Genomic DNA, 19,070 nt, shown 5'->3' on the forward strand with positions numbered 1-19,070 from the left:
TTTTTTTTATTATAGCAGATACGACGTGTTACAAGGATATTTTATTTCTTTTTTTCTTGTCATCTTCTACTTCCCACAGAATCGTAGAGAAAATAAAAATAGTGGTATCCAGAAAATCCATCTGTAAACAATAGATCATCGTTTCGCATACGTACCAAGAGAAAAGATGTAGACATGAGAAATACCTGGTAATATTTTTAGCGTTATATAGAAAGATATCTGATGAAGCACCCATTATGTGATGTTTTCTTTTTCAGCAATCGCTAGCTAAATCGAGCCATGAATTTTAGAGACAGAATTTACACCAAGGCAGCTGGAAAAGCAGACAATTTCTATATGAGAACCGTCTGCTTTTCATCATTACATTCACACAAAGCTAGAGAGAAACAAGGCGCTGCTTTTCATAAAGCAATGGCTTTATGAATTTTCAGCTGTCTTCCCTGCCTCTACTTATTATGAAATTCTAATACTTGTTTAATTCTCCGCATGACACACTATTTTCTACAGTACCCACTTCCTGTCCATTTCCTGTCACAGCCAACCTATCGCTCTTCCAATATATTTTATTTTATCCTGATAGAAAATACCTTCAGGCAGTGCAAATGGCAAGGATACATCGGAATGAACAGCTGGAGGAGCTTCCTGAGGGGCAGAGCATCCGGTAAGAAAAGCATTGCGTCCAGAATCCATCCATATCTCAATTTCATACCGCCATACAGAAAGCCTTATGTATGCGCATCCGCTTCATTCCCATGGGATATCTCACACAATCGTAAACGGATGACACAGCGGTGCAGCTACGATTTTAACACCCTTCAGCTTTTCGGACAGAAATGCCGCCATATCCTGAATAAAGATATGTTCAATACCATAATGTCCGGCATCAATCACAGCAAGGCCCTGTGCTACCGCATCAAGTCCGGTATGATGGGAAATATCTCCGGTAATCAATACATCGCACTGCTTGTGAAGCGCATACGGAATCATACTGTTTCCAGCACCCGGAGAAATCGCGATTCGCTGCACCTGCCTGCTTATATCACCATAAACCTGCACACCCTGCAGCTCAAAGGTATGCTTGAGCTGTTCGCAGAGCTCAAAAAGCGAAATCGCGGTATTCAGGCTTCCATACTGCCCGATTCCCTTTCCATCCTCACTGGTGACTTCCAGCACCCTTGTGTTTTCTAGATGCAGAAAACGTGCAGAAAGCTCTCCCATGCAGGCAACATCATAATTGGTATGCATGGCATAGCAGCACATGTCGGCTTGTATCAGCTTTAAAATCCTTCTGCCGATGAAATCCTGATCGTGAATCTGCTTGATTCCGTTAAATAATAATGGATGGTGGGTAATCAGCAAATCCGCGTTTTCAGCCGCAGCAGCTGCAATCACTTCATCCGTGGCATCTAGTGCAATATAAATCGTTGTTACGTTCTTATCAAAGAAGCCTGTCTGAAGCCCGCAATTATCCCAGTCCAGCGCATAGGCTTTCGGACAGCGATCCTCGATGATATTCAATATTTCAGCACAGCGCATATGCATACCTCCCAATATTACTGAAACGGATCAAATGAAAAGCTGTCATCAAAGCGAACAAGAAATTCGCTGATCAGTTCAATGATCGTTTCCAAATCCTGATAGCTTGCAGTTTCAATGGAGGAGTGCATATAGCGCAACGGGATGGAAATAAGGGCAACCGGTACGCCGCCGTTTGTAAAATGGACCACATCGCCATCCGTTCCGGCCTTTCCGGCAAACACCTCCCACTGTACATCCAGCTGACATTCCTCGGCAATCGCAGCGAGCGCCGCATTCAAAGGCTTGTTGATCATGCTGTTGGAGCATAGCACAGCCCCTTGGCCAAGCTTTACCGTTCCACTCGCATCACCAGTAACGCCCGGATAATCACTCGCAAAGGTAACATCCACAATCAATGCACAGCTTGGCTTCACACGGGTTGCGACATGATACGCCCCTCGCATGGTCGTTTCCTCACCACAGGTTGTCGCCGCATACATACCGCAGGCCGCCTGCTTCTGCTTGGCTTTCTTCAATGCCTCCAGAATGATAAAAGCACCGATACGATCATCCAATGCACGTCCGGCAAACTTCCCCTGTGCAAGCTCAGTAACATCACTTGCAGCACATACCGGATCACCGATGGAAACATAGCGCTCGCACTCGGCCTTGCTGTCAAAGCCCAGATCGATAAACAAATCATCCGCCTTTACTTGTTCCTTATTTTCCAGTGTACTGTTTGTCACAACGACGCCGGGCAGGATTTGAGAAGCGCAGACAACCTGTACATGTGTACCCAGATATAAAACCGGATGGATACCGCCTGCCTTTGTTACCTTCAGCATCCCATCCTCGCAAATTCGCGTGACCAGAAAGCCGATTTCATCGATATGCCCGCAAAGCAGAACCTTCGCATCTGCATGCGGATTCACAACGCTGATCACATCACCAGTCGCATCCGTCAGAATTTCATCCGCCACCGATTCCATATGTTGAATCACCTTTTTCTGTAATGCAATTTCATGACCGCTGACACTTGGTGTCCTCAGCATATCATACAAAAATTCCTTATCCATAAATATCATGTCTCCTTTTTAACGTAATCGCATCCAGTGTGCACGCCAATACACAGCCTATGCTGTAGCATACCAAATCACTCCATACAAAGCCCTGTCCCAGCAGATAGCGCAGCGGTGTCGCACGCAGTGTATTGAGCCAGTCATAGTCCAGCAGCTGTGAGCATTCAATCAGATAAGAAAACAGCAGCGTAGCGATGAATAGCGTTTTCGCTCTGGCATGGGGAAACAAAAGGGCGAAGATTCCATACATCATCATCGACCACAGCGTGTCTCCTCCATATTCCCGAAACCAGTTGGGCAAGGAATATGTACTTCTGGACAACAGTCCTGCCGCTATTACCACCCCTACAAAACCAGCCAGCAGCCAGCGGTTTCTTCTGTTCTGTTTTCTCATATAGGCCTCCTATACAAAAATAGAGTGTTCCCACTCTATTTGCGAATATACTGAACTGCGATACACTGCGGTCCCCCCTGTGTGATAAAGGCCGGTGATAGCTTTAACAGCTCCAGCTCCGTATCCGGGAACGCATTTTTCAATCGGTCTATAAAGAAGCGCGCATCCGCTAACGCATCTGCATGAGATACAGATATACGATAGGCCGCATCCACCCCATGCTCACGGAAGTAGCTGATAATGGAATCCGCTGCCTTGGACAGCGTACGTGTAATCGTAAATTTATCCAGACGGCTTCCATCCTCCACCGCATGCATGACCGGCTTCAGCTTCAACAGCCCGCCGATACTCGCTGCTGCTGGCTTTAAACGCCCGCCGCGCTTTAAGAAGCTGAAATCCTGCGGAATCAGAAAGGAATGCTCGTGTGCCATGCTTTCCTTTAAGGCTGCGACAATATCCGCTGCCTTTTTTCCTTCATCGCGAAGCTTCACCGCCTTTTCTACCAGGTAGCGGTGCGGTCCGCACAGCGTCTGTGAATTCAATACCGTTATGCGATCTGCATTGGGCGCCTGTTCCTTCGCCATCAGCGCTGTCTGATACGTACCGGACAGACCATCTGCCATACAGATGTTGAGGATTTCCGCATCATCATGCTCCTCATAGGCAGCCAGCACATCGCCAATCGGCGGCTGTGAGGTTGTCGGAATACCTCCTGAACGAACCTTTTCCAAAAAGGATGACGTGTCAAAGCATAAATCCCGGTAATGCTCATCCTGGATACTGACGCAGAGAGGAATCACATAAACATCCATGTCATTTCCTTCCGCAACCGTAAAGAGTGCAGATGTGTCTGTAATGATATGTACCATAATATTTTTTCCTTTTCCTAGTTGACCATTTCCATGCGCGTTTTATAATCCGGCATGTAGTTCTCTATAATATTGTAGAACGCCTTGGAGTGATTCGGCTGAATGAAATGAACAAACTCATGTAGCACCACATATTCGATGAACTCGAACGGATAATGAATCAGCTTCCGGTTCAGTGTGATCGAGTTCTTGGCCGGTGTACAGCTTCCCCATCTGCTTTTCATATCCCGAATTTTTACGTCCGGAAATTCCAGATGGTAATCGCTCAAGGAGCGAAATGTCAGTGTGGCGATGTCCAGAAACACATCCTTGCACAGCTTATCGAGAAACTGCCGGATGACCTTTTCCGGGTCTGCCTGCTCTTTGCATTGTACATACAAAGTGTCCTTGTCATAGCTTACGTGATTGTACTTCCCTGTCGTCTTGCGGATTTTCAGAGAATTGCCAAACAATACGATATGCTTGTCGTCGATCATGGATTTCTGACTTCTCTCCTGCATGGATTTCTGATGCTTCACAATCCAGGAAACCTTGCTGGAAACAAAATCGTCGATTTTATCCATAGGCACAAACGGATTCGCACTGACCACGACCTCTCCCTTGGAAGAGATCCTCATGTTGATATTTTTTACCTGTTTTGTAACCAGTGTATAGGTAATCGGATATTTTCTACACTGAACAACCTTTTTATTTACATCCATTTAACTACTACCCCAATCTCTAGTGCGCATCTAATTATCTCATACTTGATTAAAAAAATAAACAGTTTTTTGGTAAGGAATTCTGGAATTTTTTACAATGGCGGAAAGTGCAGGAAATGAGCAGATTTTCCATTTGTTTTTTACGGTCTGTGTTATTCTGTGTTACAATACCTACGGTGATATTATGAGCTATAACAATCCGTTTCCATACAGTGATGACAACAAGCGTTATCATACCTGGAATTATTACCTGAAGCACCGCTTTCACAGCAAGGTGTTCAAGGTTCCTCTGAATGCGAATTTTTCCTGTCCCAACCGGGATGGCACCTGCGGCGTCGGTGGCTGCACCTTTTGCAGTGCCCTTGGCAGCGGTGATTATGCGGGAGATATCCATGACAATCTGTTTCGGCAGTTTGATCAGGGAATGCAGATGATGCAGAAGAAATGGCCGACGGGAATCCCGATGGCATATTTTCAGGCATATACCAATACCTATGCCCCGCTTCCCGTGCTAAAGTCTACCTTTGCCCCCTTTGCACAGCGCGATGATATCGCAGCGATCAGTATCGCCACACGTGCCGATTGTCTGGAGGATGATAAAATTGCCTATCTGCAATCCCTGTGTGCTGATAAGGAAATCTGGGTGGAGCTTGGATTACAGAGCATTCACGATGCTAGCGCACAGCGCATCAACCGCGGACATACTTATGCACAGTTTTTGGATTGTGTCGAGCGGCTGTCGCATACCGATTTGAAAATCGCTGTACACCTGATGAATTCACTGCCTGGCGAAAACAAACAGCAGATGCTGGAAACCGCGGCTGCAGTGGCAAAGCTTCCCGTGCATGCTGTAAAGATACATATGCTGCATATCATGGAGGGCACACGCATGGCTCAGGAATACAGACAAGCCCCGTTTGCGATGCTGAGCAGAGAGGAATATATCGACATTGTCATTCGCCAGCTGGAGCTGCTTCCACAAGAAATGATCATCCAGCGGCTGACGGGAGATGGCGTGAAGGAAGCGCTGATCACCCCGCTTTGGACACTGAAAAAGGTAACGATTCTCAATGACATCGATAAGGAAATGAAGCAGCGCAATACCTGGCAGGGAAAGTACAATACGTAACCTTCCCTTTTTTTTCGCATAGAATAGTGCAAGAGGTGACGATCAATGAAGGTACTGGCTGTCCTTATGCGTATTGAAAAGCTCGATAACGCCTGGAAATGGTTTATCAACAAGCCGTATGTAGACCGCGTGGAAGCACTGGGCTGGAGCCTGTATCCCATCTGCAGCATGGCGGGAATTGCGAGCGCGCTGCAGGTATGCGATGCGCTTTTACTGCCCGGAGGCTATGATGTGCAAAGCTATTATCTGAAGGAGGCACGCGATGAGCATGTCGCAACCTATGCGCAGCCGATGGATCATCTGGAATTTCAGGTAATCGACGCATTCATACACAATGAAAAGCCGATTCTGGGAATCTGCCGTGGGATGCAGACACTAAATGTATATGCCGGCGGGACACTTCTGCAGCATATTGATACACAGACCCACGCACCAAAGCAGCTGCATACCGTACACAGCAGCTCACGCAGCGTATTGCATCAGCTGTATCCACAAAGCTTCACCGTAAACAGCTACCATCATCAGGTAGCCGGGCGATTGGGAGCGGGTTTTTATACCTCTGCCTTCAGTGAGGAGAATTATGTAGAAGCCATGGAGCATGAGAATGGCCGCATTCTCGCTGTCCAGTGGCATCCGGAGCTGATGGAAGACGATCAGATCCTTCCTTATTTTCTGGATGTTGTCTGCGCCTGAATTTTTTTCCTGCTCTTCCACCATTTCCAAACAAGCCACAGCATGATGGCCAGAGAAAACCAGGTGCCGAAGGCATCCACATTCATCACAGTTCCCAGATAGCGCAGAGACAGTGTTACCAATAAACTGCGCAGCAATCTGGCAAAGCCGTCACACAGCAGAAACGGAAACAGCCGCATGCTGGTGAAGCCGGCAAGATAGGCAAGAAGAAAATCCGGAATCGGGGTGATGCCACCAATGAAGACGGCCAATAGACCATAGCTCTCCATCAGCTCCTCGCCATGCTCCACATCTTCTTTTGCGGCGATGTTATACAGCACTTTTTTACCCAGTATCCGGGCAATGCCATAGCCGATCGCCCCGCCGATGCAGGTGCCTACTGCACCCTCCAGTGAGTACAGCAGCCATTTCTGCGGTGCATGCAGCACCAGCGGTACCAATATGACCTCCAGAGAAGGAAGTGGAAGAAATGCTTTTAAAACAGAATACAGTATCAGACCGATATCCTGCCATACGATAAAAAAGTCCTGTACGTTCATGAAATCCCCTCATTTCATTATACGTACAGGATTTTGTTTTATACCAGTTCCAGCAGGTCATCGATAATCAGATCCGGATGCAGACAGCGCTGTTCGCAATCCAAACGGGAATGCACACCGCTTGTCACAAAAATCGTCGTACAGCCATGCCGCAAACCAAAGGCGACATCGGTTTCCAGATTATCCCCGATTACAACAGCATCCTCTTTGGCGATTTGCGCATAGCGCAACGCTTCCTTCAGCATCGGCTCATGTGGCTTTCCGATCATCCATGCCTTCTGCTCACTGCAATATTCCAGCATATGCACCATCGCACCGTTTCCGATGCGAAAATAGTCTCCATGCGGCAAGCGTCGATCCGGATTGGTACCAATCAGCACCGCACCCTTCTGTAAATGATAAAAGGCCCGACACAGCTTTTCATAGGTCACATTGGAATCAAGACCGGCAAATACCGCCTCCACATGTTCATCACACAGCGTAAAGCCCTGTTCCAGCAGCGCCTCCCGCATTCCCTCTTCTCCGATGTAAAACACACGCTGCAGCTGTGTTTCATGCCGGACATAGGCGGCAGCTGCCATCGCACTCGTAAAATACTGTGCGTCCTGTAATCCTTGAAAGCCCATCGCTTCCATCTTCTTGCGATTCTGTGCGTGTGTACGCATGGCGTTGTTCGTCAGAAAATAATATGGAATCTGCTGTTTATGTAAGGCGTCTATAAACAAGGGGGCACTGGGAATCACTGCATCCCCGCGATACATTGTTCCATCAAGATCCAGAAGCAGTGTTTTATGCTGCAGCAGTGGATGCATCATCGTATACTCCTATGTAGTGGTGAAGAAAAGCCTCCTGTGAGAACTGTTCCTGATCGAGAAAGGCTTTCATAAGCATACAAAGCAAAGACAGCAGCGCCTGCTGTGTCGTACTCTTAAACCGCAGAGTACTGATATCATCCAGCACAAATTCCGCAATCTGATGATCTCGATCAAAGCAGATCACCACACGTCTTCCTGCGTGCATCCCACAATAGAAGCGATAATATACATCATGATAGATCAGCTCATAGCCATCCCGACTCTTTTTCAGCTCTCCGATTTGCTCATCTCCCTCGTATACGGTGAAATCCATACACGGACGAAACCGGGAATACCATTTACGCAGCTGATAAAAGCCCATAATATCATGACCGTACATATTTTTCAGATACACACTCAGCAATCCGTCTTCCTTTTCATAGGAAGCGCGGAATACACAACGTCCCTGTTCCTCAATACTGTATTCGTCAATGTCCTTACGCATCGTAAATTCCATTGTCTTCACGTCCTTTCATGAAAAAGCTCTTGATCGCACAAGAGCTCTTTATCTTAACCCACTATCGTAGGGTTACACAGTCTTTCGATGTCACCTTTATTATAGGTGATTTCTGTTCAATTTTCAAGACATGGTGAACAGGTGTGCAAATTTTGTTTATGCCTTCTCAGCGCAGGGACACGTTTTCAATCATATTTCCGAAGGCGCTAGCAGGACACATACTGCCTACCTTTCCTTTTGCTGTATGCTTTCTTTTTGTACAAGCAGATCAGGAATTCGTCTTTGCTGCCTTTTTCTGAAAATGATGTACATAAGTAAAGATCAGCAGCAGCGGCACGATGGAAAAAGCAGCAACGATATACAGGGTCCAGTCATACCCGAAGGCTTTGGACAGATAGGACGTGATCAGCGGTGTAATCAATCCACTGACGCCGATAAATACGGCCATGGCAAACATCTGTGCACTGCTGAACAGCTTTTGTGGTGTGATTTCCTTTACCAGCACCTTGCTTGTCAGCATGATGATGGGCAGCGTTACCAGCTGTAGTGCTGCGGTCAGAATGATCATCCACGGCTGAAAGGAAAAGCCATAGAGCAGGAATTTCACACCATACATAAACGTTCCAAAGTATAGCAGTGTCTTTGTCTGAAAGCGTTCCAGTATTTTCGAGGAAAACAGAAAGAGCGGTACCTCCATAAAGGATTGCAGCGCCCACTTAATGCCGACCGCTGTGGTGTCTCCTCCGATATCCAGCATTTTGTCAATGACCACATACTGATCTGCCGTCCCGATCATATAGACGAGCAGATAAATCAGCACCAGTAACAAATAGCCTTTATTCTTCAGGAGCTGCCGCACGCTTTCCATACGAATCCGCTCCCCCTCCTTTTTCTCGGCATCCTTTGCCTTGTAAATGAGCCAGCACAGGATAACGCTTACGATACCAAGTGAAATCAGCAGACTTTTATAATGAAAATGGCGAACGAGGTAGCCGGCTATCGGAGAGCCAATCGTAAGTCCCAACGCCCCGCTCGCCCGCAGCCGCCCATAGTTTTCCTGATCGATTTCCAGCATCCAGGTTTCATCCAGACCCATGATGACCTTCACCATACCACCCATCAGAGCCACTGTGAATACATGATACCAGAAGCTCTGACGCTCTACCAGAAACATGGCAAAGCTGCTCGCTGTCAACAGCACATAGGCCGCAAAGAAAAAGACCTTGACCCTTTGAAATCGGTCGCACAGATAACCGAACAGAAATTGTCCGATGATTGCTACAACCGCATTTGCGGCCAGAATATAACCGCGCTGTACCACCGTATAGCCCAGCTTGCTTAAAAACGGAATCATCTGGGTATTGACCATCGATATGGCAAAAAAGGCAAGAAAGTTCATGGCATAAAGCAGCCATCGCATTTGCTTTTTGATAGTAATCACATCCTCAGGTATAGTATGGACATTGCTGCAGGCATCTAAAAATCTTTTCCCTTTTCTTTTCGCATATTGTATAATAGAACTGTTGAAACGGTGGTGTGTATATGCAGGAACATCTCAATACCAAAAGAATACTGGCGGCAGCATTGAAGCAGCTGACCTGCCGCAAAAGCTTTGACAAAATCACGATTGCGGATATCACGCAGCAAAGCGGCTACAACCGGCAGACCTTCTATTATCATTTCCGTGATAAATATGAGCTGCTGAACTGGATCTATACGGATGATGCACAGCAGGTGTTTGATGAAAATCTCAGCTTTGAAAACTGGCCGAAATATATTTCCGCCCTCTTGAATCACATGCGCAGCGAGAAGGAGTTTTATATCAATACGATCCGTAGTGATGAGACTTGCTTTGAACAATTCCTTTTTGACCTTACGAAATCCATCTTCCATATGGCAATCGTAAGCCTCGACCAGCATCATCAGATCAATGAGGTGGAAATGAATTTCTATTCCCAGTTTTACAGCTTTGGGATAACCGGCGTGATTATCAGCTGGGTGAAAAGTGACATGAGAGAAAGCGCAGAGCGCGTCAGTGCCAACCTGAAATCACTGGCACAGGACAGTGAAAAGCTGGCATACTCCCGTTATCGGGAGGCCTATACGAAAATAACAAACGAGGAGGAACGACATGAAGAGTGAAATAGAGCATTATGAAAACCGATCTGGCGGTAAGGGTACGATGCATATTGAACGCCTGTTGCAAAGCGAGGAAATGGGAAGCAGTGTAAAAATGTATGCGAGGGTGACGATTGATGTAAATTCATCGCTGGGCGTACATCAGCATATCGGAGATGGCGAGTCCTATTATATCCTGCAGGGTAGAGCGCTTTACGATGATAATGGTATCAAGCGTGAACTGCGTCCGGGAGATGTTACCTTTACTCCGGATCAGGGCTTTCACGGCATTGAAAACATCGGAGATGAGCCACTGGTATTCATGGCATTGATCATTAAGGCATAGAAGGCAGACAGCCTTCTTTTTTAGTGTCTGTGCTTTCCTTTCCCTTACCTCACGTATGCTTTCTAATCCAGACTTTTGAAACGTTGTCGCATATACGCAAGAACATACGGAATAGCAGTTGAATATTTTATACAAAAAAAAGACAAGCATACACTCATCTTTTTCTCGTTATTGATTATTCGTTAGATAGCACCCTCACACATCGTTATCGGAACTGCCGACATGCAGAAAGATGCCTGGCAGAGCAAACAGCAGATAGCTGATACCATAGAGTGAAAACAGCGGATAACGGATAATGCCGGGAAACCATTGCATGACATGAAAGACATAGGTATCCAGCGCCAGCAGTGTATAACAGCTCATAAACAGCACACCAACGCCATATAGCCAGAGCGCACTTCTTTGCTTGACATGCAGAAGCAAAAGAACAACTCTTGTCATAAGCATTATCCCAAAAGCCAGTGTAAGACAGCGGATCATGGCTTGGATTCCGTTCGCAGAATTTGATATAAAAAGGAGAACACTGAGGGCAGTGAGTATCCCGCCAGTGCTCAGAAATGCTTTTGCAGTACGCATTTATTGAATGATATCATGGATCAGCTTCTGCTTTTCCACCTTCTCCTGTGTGAAGACATAGGTCTGATAGAAGTCCTCCAGCCAGTGCTGCGGTAACGGATGATTGATGTGTACATAGGCAAGAATATCTCCCTTGTTTACATAGTCTCCATCCTTTTTGTTTAACACGATTCCGACAGCCGGATCAACCGGATCCTCCTTTACCATACGTCCTGCCCCAAGCTTCATCGCCAGTGTCCCCAGCTCCAAAGCATGTAGCTCCTTTACATAGCCCTCTTTTCGGGATGTTATTTCCAGAATCTCTTTTGCCTGTGGCAGCAGCTCTGGATGCAAAACCTGCTCGACATCTCCCTCCTGTGCCGCAACCATGGCAACCAGCTTTTCCAGTGCCTTTCCATTATGAATGACTTCCAGCAGCTGGTTTCTTGCGTCTTCTTCATCCTTTGCGATTCCTGTCTGCATGAGCATGATGCTTCCGGCCTCCAGACACAGCTGTGTAAAATCCTCAGGTCCTTTTCCCTGCAGCGTTGCAATCGCTTCTTTTACCTCGAGTGCATTTCCGATGGCATTGCCCAGCGGCTGATTCATATTGCTGATCAGCGCCTTGACATCCTTGCCGAAGTGGCTTCCGATGGCGATCATCGCTTCTGCCAGCTCCTTTGCTTTTTCGCTTGTTTCCATGAAGGCACCCTCTCCGAATTTCACATCCAGAAGAATCGTATCAGAGCCGGCTGCCAGTTTCTTTGACATGATGCTGGATGCAATCAGAGGAATCGAATTGACGGTAGCTGTCACATCGCGCAAAGCATACAGCTTTTTATCTGCAGGCACCAATGTTGCGGTTTGTCCGATCAGTGCCAGACCTATTTCGTTTACCTGTGAAATAAACTGTTCCTGTGTCCGCATGACCTGAAAGCCGTTGATGGATTCCACCTTATCCAGCGTACCACCGGTATGTCCCAGTCCACGCCCACTCATTTTCGCGACCTTGGCACCGCAGGCCGCAACCATTGGCGCAAGGGAAAGACTTGTTTTATCACCGACACCACCGGTGGAATGCTTATCACATTTTCTTCCGGAAATCGCTGATAGATCAATCACATCCCCGCTGTACAGCATTTCCTCTGTCAGCCAGGCTGTTTCCTGTGCGTTCATACCATTAAAGTAAATCGCCATCAGCAGCGCACTGACCTGATAATCCGGAATATCCCCCTGGACATAGCCGGTGATGAAAAAATGAAGCTCCTCCTTTGTGAGTGGCTGCTTCTGTTTCTTTTTTTCTATTAGATCGACAAAACGCATAATGTTCCCTTCCTTCCTGCTTATCTTCTGCGATAATGCATGATGTTGCACCCTTCCTTTTGTTCTGCTGAAAGCAATATAAATTCTTCGGGAGAAAACGCCGGAAACCAGGTATCCCCTGCACAAGCCTGTTCGATTCTGGTGATCCACAGCTCATCAGCATATGCGATTGCAGCAGCATAAATCTGTGCGCCGCCGCATACATAGAGTACTTCCTCTTTCTTCTTCCATTCTCTGCAAAGTGCTTCCGCATCGCTGCAGGGGAGCGCATCGCTATCGGACAGCGGCTTATGACCTGCGACATGAAGAATCCTATGATCCAGTCGTTTCGGCAGATGCTCATAGGTCACTCTCCCCATCAGCAAATGATGATGCAGTGTCAGCTGACGGAAATGAGCCAAATCTGCGGGGCAATGCCATGGCATTTTATGATTTGCGCCGATCAGCTGATTGACGTCCATCGCAACAACAATACTGATCATGCCACATTTTTCAGGGCAGTGATTTCCTCTTCGCTCAGATACCGCCATTCTCCGCACGCAAGTGCCTCATCCAGCTGTAACGGTCCCATGGCAATCCGCTTGAGATAGACAACCTCATTACCGACAGCATGCAGCATTCGCTTCACCTGATGAAATCTTCCCTCCTGTATATGCAGAAGGATTTTCGTATCCTCCAGAATTTCCACACGTGCCGGAAGAACAGGCTCCTCATCCAGAATGATACTGCCGTTTTCCAGCCTCTTTTGATCCCCCTCCTGCAGCGACTGTGCAAGCTCTACAAGATAGGTCTTTTCAACATGATGCTTAGGAGAGAGCAGACGATGCGCCAGCTTACCGTCATTTGTAATCAGCAGCAAGCCCTCCGTATCCACGTCCAGTCTGCCAACCGGAAAACAATCCTTCGGCAAAAAGGCATCAATACAATCCAGCACGGTTTCATAAATCGGATCACTCGTGGCACTGACAACATCCTGCGGCTTGTTCAGCATGATATAGACAACAGCCTCATAATAGATTTCCTCTCCATCAACACAAACGACATCCACACCCTCTTGGATTTTCCTGTCGTCCTTTTGGCAGAGTTCTCCATTGATACACACTCTCCCCTTGCGAATTGCCAGCTTGACCTCCTTGCGGGTACCCAGTCCCGCATGGGCCAGATATTTATCCAGTCGCATATACCTATCTCCTTCTTCCACGCTTCAGCAATTTGGACAAGTCCAGATGCAGAATCGTCTGCGGTATGGAAAAGAAATACGTAATACCAAAGTATACCAGCATGGCAAGCGTTCCATTGACAGCAAGCTGTAAAAGACTCAGCATCCGTCCGGAGCCATAGCCCTTCAAGCCGATGAAAGCACAGCCTCTTGCGACTGCAAACAGAGCTACCATCGCCAGAAGGATAACCAGAAGCTTATGCAGCGTATACTTCCAGCGAATCTGATAGCGTGTTGTCAATGCGTAAATATCCAGAATAATAAAAATACCCATTGCAAGAATACTGGACATGACGACCCCCTGATAACCGAAATATTTCAACAGCGGATAAGCCACTGAAAATTTCACCACCATCATGATGGCAAGGTTGCGAATATTCAGCCTGCGCAAGCCAACCGCCATTAACAGTGCCGTAAAAATCGGTCCGATGGTATTTAAAAATGCCTCAATGGAGAACCAGCTCAAAATATTGGCTAAAAGCTCCAGATTCTTCGGGTCTGCCGGTGGAAACAGAATGGCATACAGGGGCTTTGCATAAACAAACAGACAGAAGGAAATCGGAAGTCCGATATACAAAACGATATCCACACAGTCTCGGATATTTTTGCGTACCAGCTTCAGATCATGATTGGTAAGTGCCGTAGTGATATGCGGTATGATGGCAGAGGAGAATCCCGGTGCCAGAATCATCGGGATGGACATCAGCTTTAAAACACCATAGTTGATAGAGCCGCTGATGAGTAAGATTTCCGCATCCGTATTGCCGTGTGCTTCAAGACCCTTATTCAAAAACAGCGTGTTGACAATCGTATCACTGTAGCCCAGTATCGCTACAATCAAATAAGGAAATGCGATAAACACAAGCTCCTTTAAAATTTCTCTTCGATCGTTGTTCCCTGCAATTTCCTGCTTTTTGGCAAGCCGCTTGAGCTCGCGCATCTGCTTTTTATCGTAGAGCTTTAGATGCATGATAGCCAAAATTGCCGATATACTGGTGGAAATCACACCAAAATACAGTGCCCATACCTGATCCGTATGCAATGCATACACCGCAATCGCACTGGCGCTCAGCAGAAATGCAACACGGGCAACCTGCTCCAGAACCTGTGACAGTGCATAGACCTCCATATGCTTGAGTCCCTGATAGAAGCCGCGGATACTGGATAGCAGCGGTACGAAAAACAGAGCAAAGGAAATCAGAATCAGCACCATCTGCATCGTTTTGACGCTATTTCCTTCATCCGGCATAACAAGTGCTGCCAGCGGAGAGGAAAATAAAATTACGATAACCATCATTCCGAAGCCAAAGCAGGTCATCAAAGATGCGGACAGCTTTTTGATCAGCAGCGAGGTTTGATAATCACCCCGTGTGGAGTATTTCGCAATCAATGTCGCAATCGCAAACGGAAAGCCAGCTGTACAGATATTCAGCAGATAGGAATATATATTAAAGGCTACACCGTAATAGGCCAGATTGTCTGCTGATCCCAGCATGGAATTATAGGGAACTGCATAGAACAATCCAATGAATTTTGCAAAAAAGATGCCGGCAGAGCTGATCAGCCCTCCTGCTATAATCGACTGCTTCCGCTTGGAAACATCCATATTCTTACTCATATAACGTATCCTTTCTAGCTTCCGTTATCCATTCGTCTCATTATCCTTCTGTGCATAATTGCATGTGAAGAATACACGGCTCGTATTAACCAGCTTGGAATCCTTCCAGGTTACCATGACCTGCAATGTAAACTGATCATGCTCGGATATACCGTCCAGAAAGATCTTACTGACAAAGTTGCGCGCACCGTTTGCCTGATATGGAATCATGTTGAAGGAGGTTTTCGCATCATCTCCCAGCAATCCCAGACACGGAAAGACATTGCTGTTGCTGTCCAGAGCCGGATCTACGGCAATCGCCTGAATATTGTACATCGCCACGCGCGGATTGGAAATAATAATCTCATACTGATAGCTGCTGTCCTTCTGCTTGAATACAGAAAGCTTATAATCAAAGGGAATGATTTTTGATTCACTGCCCTTGTTGTTCAATACAGCATCTACATAACTCTCATAGTTTTTTATACTCTCCTGCTCCTCTTTATGCGCATCACCGCAGCCGGTGAGCAGCAGGAAGCAGAGCAGACACCAAAGGGGGAATTTTCGCATGGAATCACCTCTCGAGTTATTATATCATAAAGGTACTATTTAAGCCACATTTTCTAATCCTGCGATGATTGTTTTGTATATTTAGGATAACAATTATGCACAAAACACACAAGGAAAAAAGCAAAATAGCAGCCCCAATATTCAGCTGTCCGCAGGTGTGCAATCGAAAAAAGGACTGTCTCTTCCCCTTTCGCTCACCCACGTGTTCAGGTTCTCAGGTATGCGATTTAAAATAAAAAAAGACCCGGCAAAGCACAGGCTGTATTACCTCCATATGCATTGACAGGGCCTGTATTTCAGCATGATAGCGTTTCATTGCTCAGGCATAGCCGTATGTTTACACAGTGCATAATCCATGCAAATCGGGTAACCGTGCTTGGTGTCCTGCACGATTTTCGCATGAATATCATACAGCTGCAGCAGCTGCTCCTCCGAAATGACCTCCTGCGCCTTGCCGCTGTACAACGCTCTACCCTGCTTCATGCCAATCACATGATCGGCAAACTTAGCGGCCTGGTTCAGATCGTGAATAACCAGAATGATCGTTGTCTGTTCCTGTTTGTTTAAGTCCCGCAGCAGCTCCAGTATTTCCAGCTGATGTGCAATATCCAGATAGGTTGTCGGCTCATCCAGCAGAAGAATACCGGTTTTCTGTGCCAGTGCCATAGCGATCCACACCCGCTGCCGCTGCCCACCGGACAGCTCGTTCACATATGCATCCGCATGAGTCGAAATTCCGGTCTTTTTCATTGCCCATGAAACGATATCATGATCCTGTTGATTCAGCGATTGCATCGCCTTCTGATAAGGAAAACGGCCATACTGTACCAGCTCACGAACACGCAGACCTTCGGGAACCAGCGGGGATTGCGGAAGCAGCGCTAGTCGCTTTGCAATCTGTCTGCGCTTCATATCCTTTAACGATTCTCCATCCAGTAAGACCTCTCCCTTCTGCGGCGTGATGATGCCGGCCATAGTCTTCAGAAGGGTTGATTTCCCACATCCGTTTGGCCCGATCATCATGGTGATTTTCCTTTCCGGTATCTGCAGGCTGACATCCTGCAGGACATGACTGTCCTCATATCCGGCATACAGATTCTGTACCTCCAACGTCATGCTACGACCTCCTATCGAGTTTCATCATCAGATAAATAAAATAAGGAATGCCAATCATGGAAACCAGAATTCCCACCGGAATCTCCAACGGTGAAAACAGATTTCTTGCCAGCATATCCGCAATAATCAGCAACATGGAGCTGATCAAAGCTGCAAGCGGCAGCAGCAGACGATGCCGCACACCAGCGATACGAAGCGCAATCTGTGGTCCCAGCAGCCCCAGAAATGCAATGCTTCCGGCAACAGCTGTTGCCAGTGCCGCAAGCGCCGCTGCGGCTGCCAGAAACCATATCCGTGTTCGCTGCGTGGAAACCCCAAGTGCCGCTGCCCCCTCATCTCCAAGTGAAAGGATATCCAGCGTTCTGCTGTGTGTCCATACCAGCACCAGCAGCAAAAGGATCAGCGGAGCACTGACAAGAATATAGCGCCAGCTGCTTCCCCACAAGGAGCCATTGGTCCACATCAGCACCTGATTATAATCACCTCTGCTCATTTGCAGCTGATAAAAGCTGATAACTGCTGTAATGCCGGCATTCACACCAACACCGGTAAGAAGGAAGCGAATCGGGCGGATTCCATTGCGCCATGAATAACCATATAAAAAGGCTGTTGTGCAAAATGCGCCGGCTATGGCAAGCAGCGGCATGAGCAACACCTTCCCATCGGAAAGGGAGCTGCTGTAGGCGTTCGCTCCATGCGAAATCCACAAGACGATAAACAGGGCACTTCCCGCATTGATGCCGATCATACCGGGCTCCGCAAGCGGATTTTTCGTAATTCCCTGCAAGATGGTGCCGGATACTCCCAGTGCGCTTCCAACAAGTATTGCAAGTACAATGCGTGGAAGCCGTATCTGAAAGATTGCAAATGTATGCGTTCTGCTTCCCTTGTTCAGCAATGTTGTCAACAGGTCAGAAGGGCTGATTGAATAGCTGCCGGTCATGATGGAAAGCGCCACAGCAGCAAGCAGCAGGAGCACACACAGCACCAAAATCCTATGTCGTTTTTGCATCAGCCGCCCTCCTTTCTGACTAGCAGCAGAAACACCGGTATTCCCAATATGGCGGTAAACAAGCCGACCGGAAGCTCATACGGTGCGCTCAGCGTTCTGGCAGCGATATCCGCAAACACCAGCATCACACCTCCATACAAAAAGCTGAGAGGAAGCAAATAGCGGATATCCCGCGAGAGCACTCTGCGTAGGATATGCGGAACAAACAGTCCGACAAAGCCAATGTTACCGGCAACTGCCACACACATCGCACAAAGGGGAATCATCGCCAGAATGACCTGCTTTTTCAATCCTGACGCATCAACGCCAAGGGAGATGGCAGCTTCATCCCCAAGAGAAAGCAGATTAACCCTGCCGCTCAGTCGTAGGAATACACTCATACAGAAAAGTGTCACTACTCCCAATCCAATGACAGCTCCCCAATCCGCCTGCCGAAACCCGCCGGCAATCCAGAACGCCAGCTCCTGTGAGCGATTTTGTACAAGTGCTGTCAGGGACGCTGTCGATAGAAAGAACATACTGAAGGCGGTTCCAGCCAGCAGGATACGCGAGACATCCTGTCGCCCGGCATTTTTCACCGCAAATAGAAACAGCACTAGCCCACTGCAGCCGGCCCCAAGCAGCGCCATCCAGAAATTTCCAACAGCAGCAAGCAGCGGAAATACGGAAGCGCATGCCACAAACAGCACAGAGCCCTGTGTAATACCGAGAATGGATGGTTCTGCAATCGGATTCCGCAAAATCCCCTGCATCATCACACCGCTGGCAGCAAGCAGTCCTCCGCACAGCAAAGCACTTAGCGCACGCGGCAAACGCACATTGCGAATGAGCTGATCATGAAGCGTTCCCTGATACTCAAAGAGGGCATGCAGCACATCATCGAAGGGAATATCCTTCGCCCCTATCAGAACCGATAGGACGATGCCCTGCAGCAACAGCAGAATACCGATTGCTGCCGTGATTGAAACCCTGCTGCGCATC

At 47.4% G+C, this 19,070-nt stretch carries 22 protein-coding genes; 4 read left to right on the forward strand and 18 right to left on the reverse strand.

The annotated features are described in order from the left end of the window. Positions 1-762: 762 nt before the first annotated feature. From NE665_RS00660 to NE665_RS00680, 5 genes are read right to left on the reverse strand one after another with little or no spacing between them, the layout of a single operon-like run. Positions 763-1,536 (reverse strand): Nif3-like dinuclear metal center hexameric protein, encoded by a 774-nt coding sequence (locus NE665_RS00660; protein WP_117441586.1) that lies wholly within the window; start codon positions 1,534-1,536, stop codon positions 763-765. Positions 1,537-1,553: 17 nt separating this feature from the next. Beyond that, complete coding sequence (locus NE665_RS00665; RefSeq protein ID WP_117441585.1) at positions 1,554-2,594, reverse strand: M20/M25/M40 family metallo-hydrolase; 1,041 nt, start codon at positions 2,592-2,594, stop codon at positions 1,554-1,556. Further along, positions 2,587-2,991, reverse strand: coding sequence for a DUF2809 domain-containing protein (locus tag NE665_RS00670; protein ID WP_117441584.1), 405 nt, complete (start codon positions 2,989-2,991; stop codon positions 2,587-2,589). Before NE665_RS00670 ends, NE665_RS00665 begins: the two co-directional genes overlap by 8 nt. Positions 2,992-3,026: 35 nt before the next feature. Further along, positions 3,027-3,860: a DegV family protein gene (locus NE665_RS00675; protein WP_117441583.1), complete on the reverse strand. Its 834-nt coding sequence runs from the start codon at positions 3,858-3,860 to the stop codon at positions 3,027-3,029. Positions 3,861-3,877: 17 nt separating this feature from the next. Next, positions 3,878-4,561: a SprT family zinc-dependent metalloprotease gene (locus tag NE665_RS00680; protein WP_117441582.1), complete on the reverse strand. Its 684-nt coding sequence runs from the start codon at positions 4,559-4,561 to the stop codon at positions 3,878-3,880. A gap of 97 nt (positions 4,562-4,658) precedes the next feature. On the opposite strand from NE665_RS00680, the gene NE665_RS00685 reads away from it, so the two are divergent. Next, positions 4,659-5,690 (forward strand): TIGR01212 family radical SAM protein, encoded by a 1,032-nt coding sequence (locus tag NE665_RS00685; protein ID WP_347285914.1) that lies wholly within the window; start codon positions 4,659-4,661, stop codon positions 5,688-5,690. Positions 5,691-5,735: 45 nt separating this feature from the next. Then, on the forward strand, positions 5,736-6,383 hold the full coding sequence (locus NE665_RS00690) for a gamma-glutamyl-gamma-aminobutyrate hydrolase family protein (protein ID WP_117441581.1): 648 nt from the start codon (positions 5,736-5,738) through the stop codon (positions 6,381-6,383). Here NE665_RS00690 and NE665_RS00695 read toward each other — a convergent pair. The 4 genes from NE665_RS00695 to NE665_RS00710 all read right to left on the reverse strand — a co-directional run bounded on the left by NE665_RS00695 (position 6,356) and on the right by NE665_RS00710 (position 9,674). Further along, a complete protein-coding gene (locus tag NE665_RS00695; RefSeq protein ID WP_117441580.1) occupies positions 6,356-6,922 on the reverse strand; it encodes a VTT domain-containing protein in 567 nt (188 codons plus the stop codon). The two genes, NE665_RS00690 and NE665_RS00695, sit on opposite strands and share 28 nt — an antisense overlap. Positions 6,923-6,960: 38 nt before the next feature. Next, a complete protein-coding gene (locus tag NE665_RS00700; protein WP_256302438.1) occupies positions 6,961-7,737 on the reverse strand; it encodes an HAD-IIA family hydrolase in 777 nt (258 codons plus the stop codon). Continuing rightward, a complete protein-coding gene (locus tag NE665_RS00705) occupies positions 7,712-8,233 on the reverse strand; it encodes a hypothetical protein (protein ID WP_117441578.1) in 522 nt (173 codons plus the stop codon). The genes NE665_RS00700 and NE665_RS00705 overlap by 26 nt, the downstream gene beginning before the upstream one ends. A 268-nt stretch (positions 8,234-8,501) precedes the next feature. After that, complete coding sequence (locus NE665_RS00710; RefSeq protein ID WP_233104496.1) at positions 8,502-9,674, reverse strand: MFS transporter; 1,173 nt, start codon at positions 9,672-9,674, stop codon at positions 8,502-8,504. Positions 9,675-9,775: 101 nt separating this feature from the next. Here NE665_RS00710 and NE665_RS00715 point away from each other — a divergent pair, with 101 nt between their 5' ends. Continuing rightward, a complete protein-coding gene (locus tag NE665_RS00715; RefSeq protein WP_117441577.1) occupies positions 9,776-10,375 on the forward strand; it encodes a TetR/AcrR family transcriptional regulator C-terminal domain-containing protein in 600 nt (199 codons plus the stop codon). Further along, positions 10,365-10,697 (forward strand): cupin domain-containing protein, encoded by a 333-nt coding sequence (locus NE665_RS00720; protein WP_117441576.1) that lies wholly within the window; start codon positions 10,365-10,367, stop codon positions 10,695-10,697. Before NE665_RS00715 ends, NE665_RS00720 begins: the two co-directional genes overlap by 11 nt. A gap of 195 nt (positions 10,698-10,892) precedes the next feature. Here the strand turns inward: NE665_RS00720 and NE665_RS00725 are convergent, their stop codons facing one another. The 9 genes from NE665_RS00725 to NE665_RS00765 form a co-directional block, all read right to left on the reverse strand. Next, positions 10,893-11,138, reverse strand: a complete 246-nt coding sequence (locus tag NE665_RS00725) for a hypothetical protein (protein WP_233104495.1) — start codon at positions 11,136-11,138, stop codon at positions 10,893-10,895. 135 nt (positions 11,139-11,273) lie between these two features. Continuing rightward, positions 11,274-12,575, reverse strand: a complete 1,302-nt coding sequence (locus tag NE665_RS00730; protein ID WP_117441575.1) for a pyrimidine-nucleoside phosphorylase — start codon at positions 12,573-12,575, stop codon at positions 11,274-11,276. A 20-nt stretch (positions 12,576-12,595) separates the two neighbouring features. Beyond that, positions 12,596-13,057, reverse strand: a complete 462-nt coding sequence (locus NE665_RS00735) for a dihydrofolate reductase (RefSeq protein ID WP_117441574.1) — start codon at positions 13,055-13,057, stop codon at positions 12,596-12,598. Continuing rightward, a complete protein-coding gene (locus NE665_RS00740; RefSeq protein WP_117441573.1) occupies positions 13,054-13,755 on the reverse strand; it encodes a pseudouridine synthase in 702 nt (233 codons plus the stop codon). The genes NE665_RS00735 and NE665_RS00740 overlap by 4 nt, the downstream gene beginning before the upstream one ends. A 4-nt stretch (positions 13,756-13,759) precedes the next feature. After that, the gene (locus tag NE665_RS00745) at positions 13,760-15,412 is read right to left on the reverse strand and encodes an oligosaccharide flippase family protein (RefSeq protein ID WP_117441572.1); all 1,653 of its coding nucleotides are present in this window, start codon (positions 15,410-15,412) and stop codon (positions 13,760-13,762) included. 24 nt (positions 15,413-15,436) lie between these two features. Continuing rightward, complete coding sequence (locus NE665_RS00750; RefSeq protein ID WP_117441571.1) at positions 15,437-15,961, reverse strand: hypothetical protein; 525 nt, start codon at positions 15,959-15,961, stop codon at positions 15,437-15,439. Positions 15,962-16,273: 312 nt separating this feature from the next. Next, on the reverse strand, positions 16,274-17,077 hold the full coding sequence (locus NE665_RS00755; RefSeq protein WP_117441570.1) for an ABC transporter ATP-binding protein: 804 nt from the start codon (positions 17,075-17,077) through the stop codon (positions 16,274-16,276). 1 nt (position 17,078) lies between these two features. Then, a complete protein-coding gene (locus tag NE665_RS00760) occupies positions 17,079-18,089 on the reverse strand; it encodes an iron ABC transporter permease (RefSeq protein ID WP_178759793.1) in 1,011 nt (336 codons plus the stop codon). Further along, a complete protein-coding gene (locus NE665_RS00765; protein WP_178759794.1) occupies positions 18,089-19,069 on the reverse strand; it encodes an iron ABC transporter permease in 981 nt (326 codons plus the stop codon). The genes NE665_RS00760 and NE665_RS00765 overlap by 1 nt, the downstream gene beginning before the upstream one ends. Position 19,070: the final 1 nt, after the last annotated feature.

It is taken from the genome of Clostridium sp. DFI.1.208, from assembly GCF_024463855.1.
Taxonomy (GTDB): domain Bacteria; phylum Bacillota_I; class Bacilli_A; order Erysipelotrichales; family Erysipelotrichaceae; genus Clostridium_AQ.

Coding starts and splice junctions, on each gene's coding strand:
- NE665_RS00675 (WP_117441583.1), bottom strand. CDS start 3,860: ATGGTACATATCATTACAGACACATCTGCACTCTTTACGGTTGCGGAA.
- NE665_RS00695 (WP_117441580.1), bottom strand. CDS start 6,922: ATGAACGTACAGGACTTTTTTATCGTATGGCAGGATATCGGTCTGATA.
- NE665_RS00735 (WP_117441574.1), bottom strand. CDS start 13,057: ATGATCAGTATTGTTGTTGCGATGGACGTCAATCAGCTGATCGGCGCA.
- NE665_RS00720 (WP_117441576.1), top strand. CDS start 10,365: ATGAAGAGTGAAATAGAGCATTATGAAAACCGATCTGGCGGTAAGGGT.
- NE665_RS00670 (WP_117441584.1), bottom strand. CDS start 2,991: ATGAGAAAACAGAACAGAAGAAACCGCTGGCTGCTGGCTGGTTTTGTA.
- NE665_RS00665 (WP_117441585.1), bottom strand. CDS start 2,594: ATGGATAAGGAATTTTTGTATGATATGCTGAGGACACCAAGTGTCAGC.
- NE665_RS00715 (WP_117441577.1), top strand. CDS start 9,776: ATGCAGGAACATCTCAATACCAAAAGAATACTGGCGGCAGCATTGAAG.
- NE665_RS00745 (WP_117441572.1), bottom strand. CDS start 15,412: ATGAGTAAGAATATGGATGTTTCCAAGCGGAAGCAGTCGATTATAGCA.
- NE665_RS00690 (WP_117441581.1), top strand. CDS start 5,736: ATGAAGGTACTGGCTGTCCTTATGCGTATTGAAAAGCTCGATAACGCC.
- NE665_RS00755 (WP_117441570.1), bottom strand. CDS start 17,077: ATGACGTTGGAGGTACAGAATCTGTATGCCGGATATGAGGACAGTCAT.
- NE665_RS00700 (WP_256302438.1), bottom strand. CDS start 7,737: ATGATGCATCCACTGCTGCAGCATAAAACACTGCTTCTGGATCTTGAT.
- NE665_RS00760 (WP_178759793.1), bottom strand. CDS start 18,089: ATGCAAAAACGACATAGGATTTTGGTGCTGTGTGTGCTCCTGCTGCTT.
- NE665_RS00750 (WP_117441571.1), bottom strand. CDS start 15,961: ATGCGAAAATTCCCCCTTTGGTGTCTGCTCTGCTTCCTGCTGCTCACC.
- NE665_RS00765 (WP_178759794.1), bottom strand. CDS start 19,069: ATGCGCAGCAGGGTTTCAATCACGGCAGCAATCGGTATTCTGCTGTTG.
- NE665_RS00680 (WP_117441582.1), bottom strand. CDS start 4,561: ATGGATGTAAATAAAAAGGTTGTTCAGTGTAGAAAATATCCGATTACC.
- NE665_RS00705 (WP_117441578.1), bottom strand. CDS start 8,233: ATGGAATTTACGATGCGTAAGGACATTGACGAATACAGTATTGAGGAA.
- NE665_RS00685 (WP_347285914.1), top strand. CDS start 4,659: ATGGCGGAAAGTGCAGGAAATGAGCAGATTTTCCATTTGTTTTTTACG.
- NE665_RS00730 (WP_117441575.1), bottom strand. CDS start 12,575: ATGCGTTTTGTCGATCTAATAGAAAAAAAGAAACAGAAGCAGCCACTC.
- NE665_RS00740 (WP_117441573.1), bottom strand. CDS start 13,755: ATGCGACTGGATAAATATCTGGCCCATGCGGGACTGGGTACCCGCAAG.
- NE665_RS00660 (WP_117441586.1), bottom strand. CDS start 1,536: ATGCGCTGTGCTGAAATATTGAATATCATCGAGGATCGCTGTCCGAAA.
- NE665_RS00725 (WP_233104495.1), bottom strand. CDS start 11,138: ATGACAAGAGTTGTTCTTTTGCTTCTGCATGTCAAGCAAAGAAGTGCG.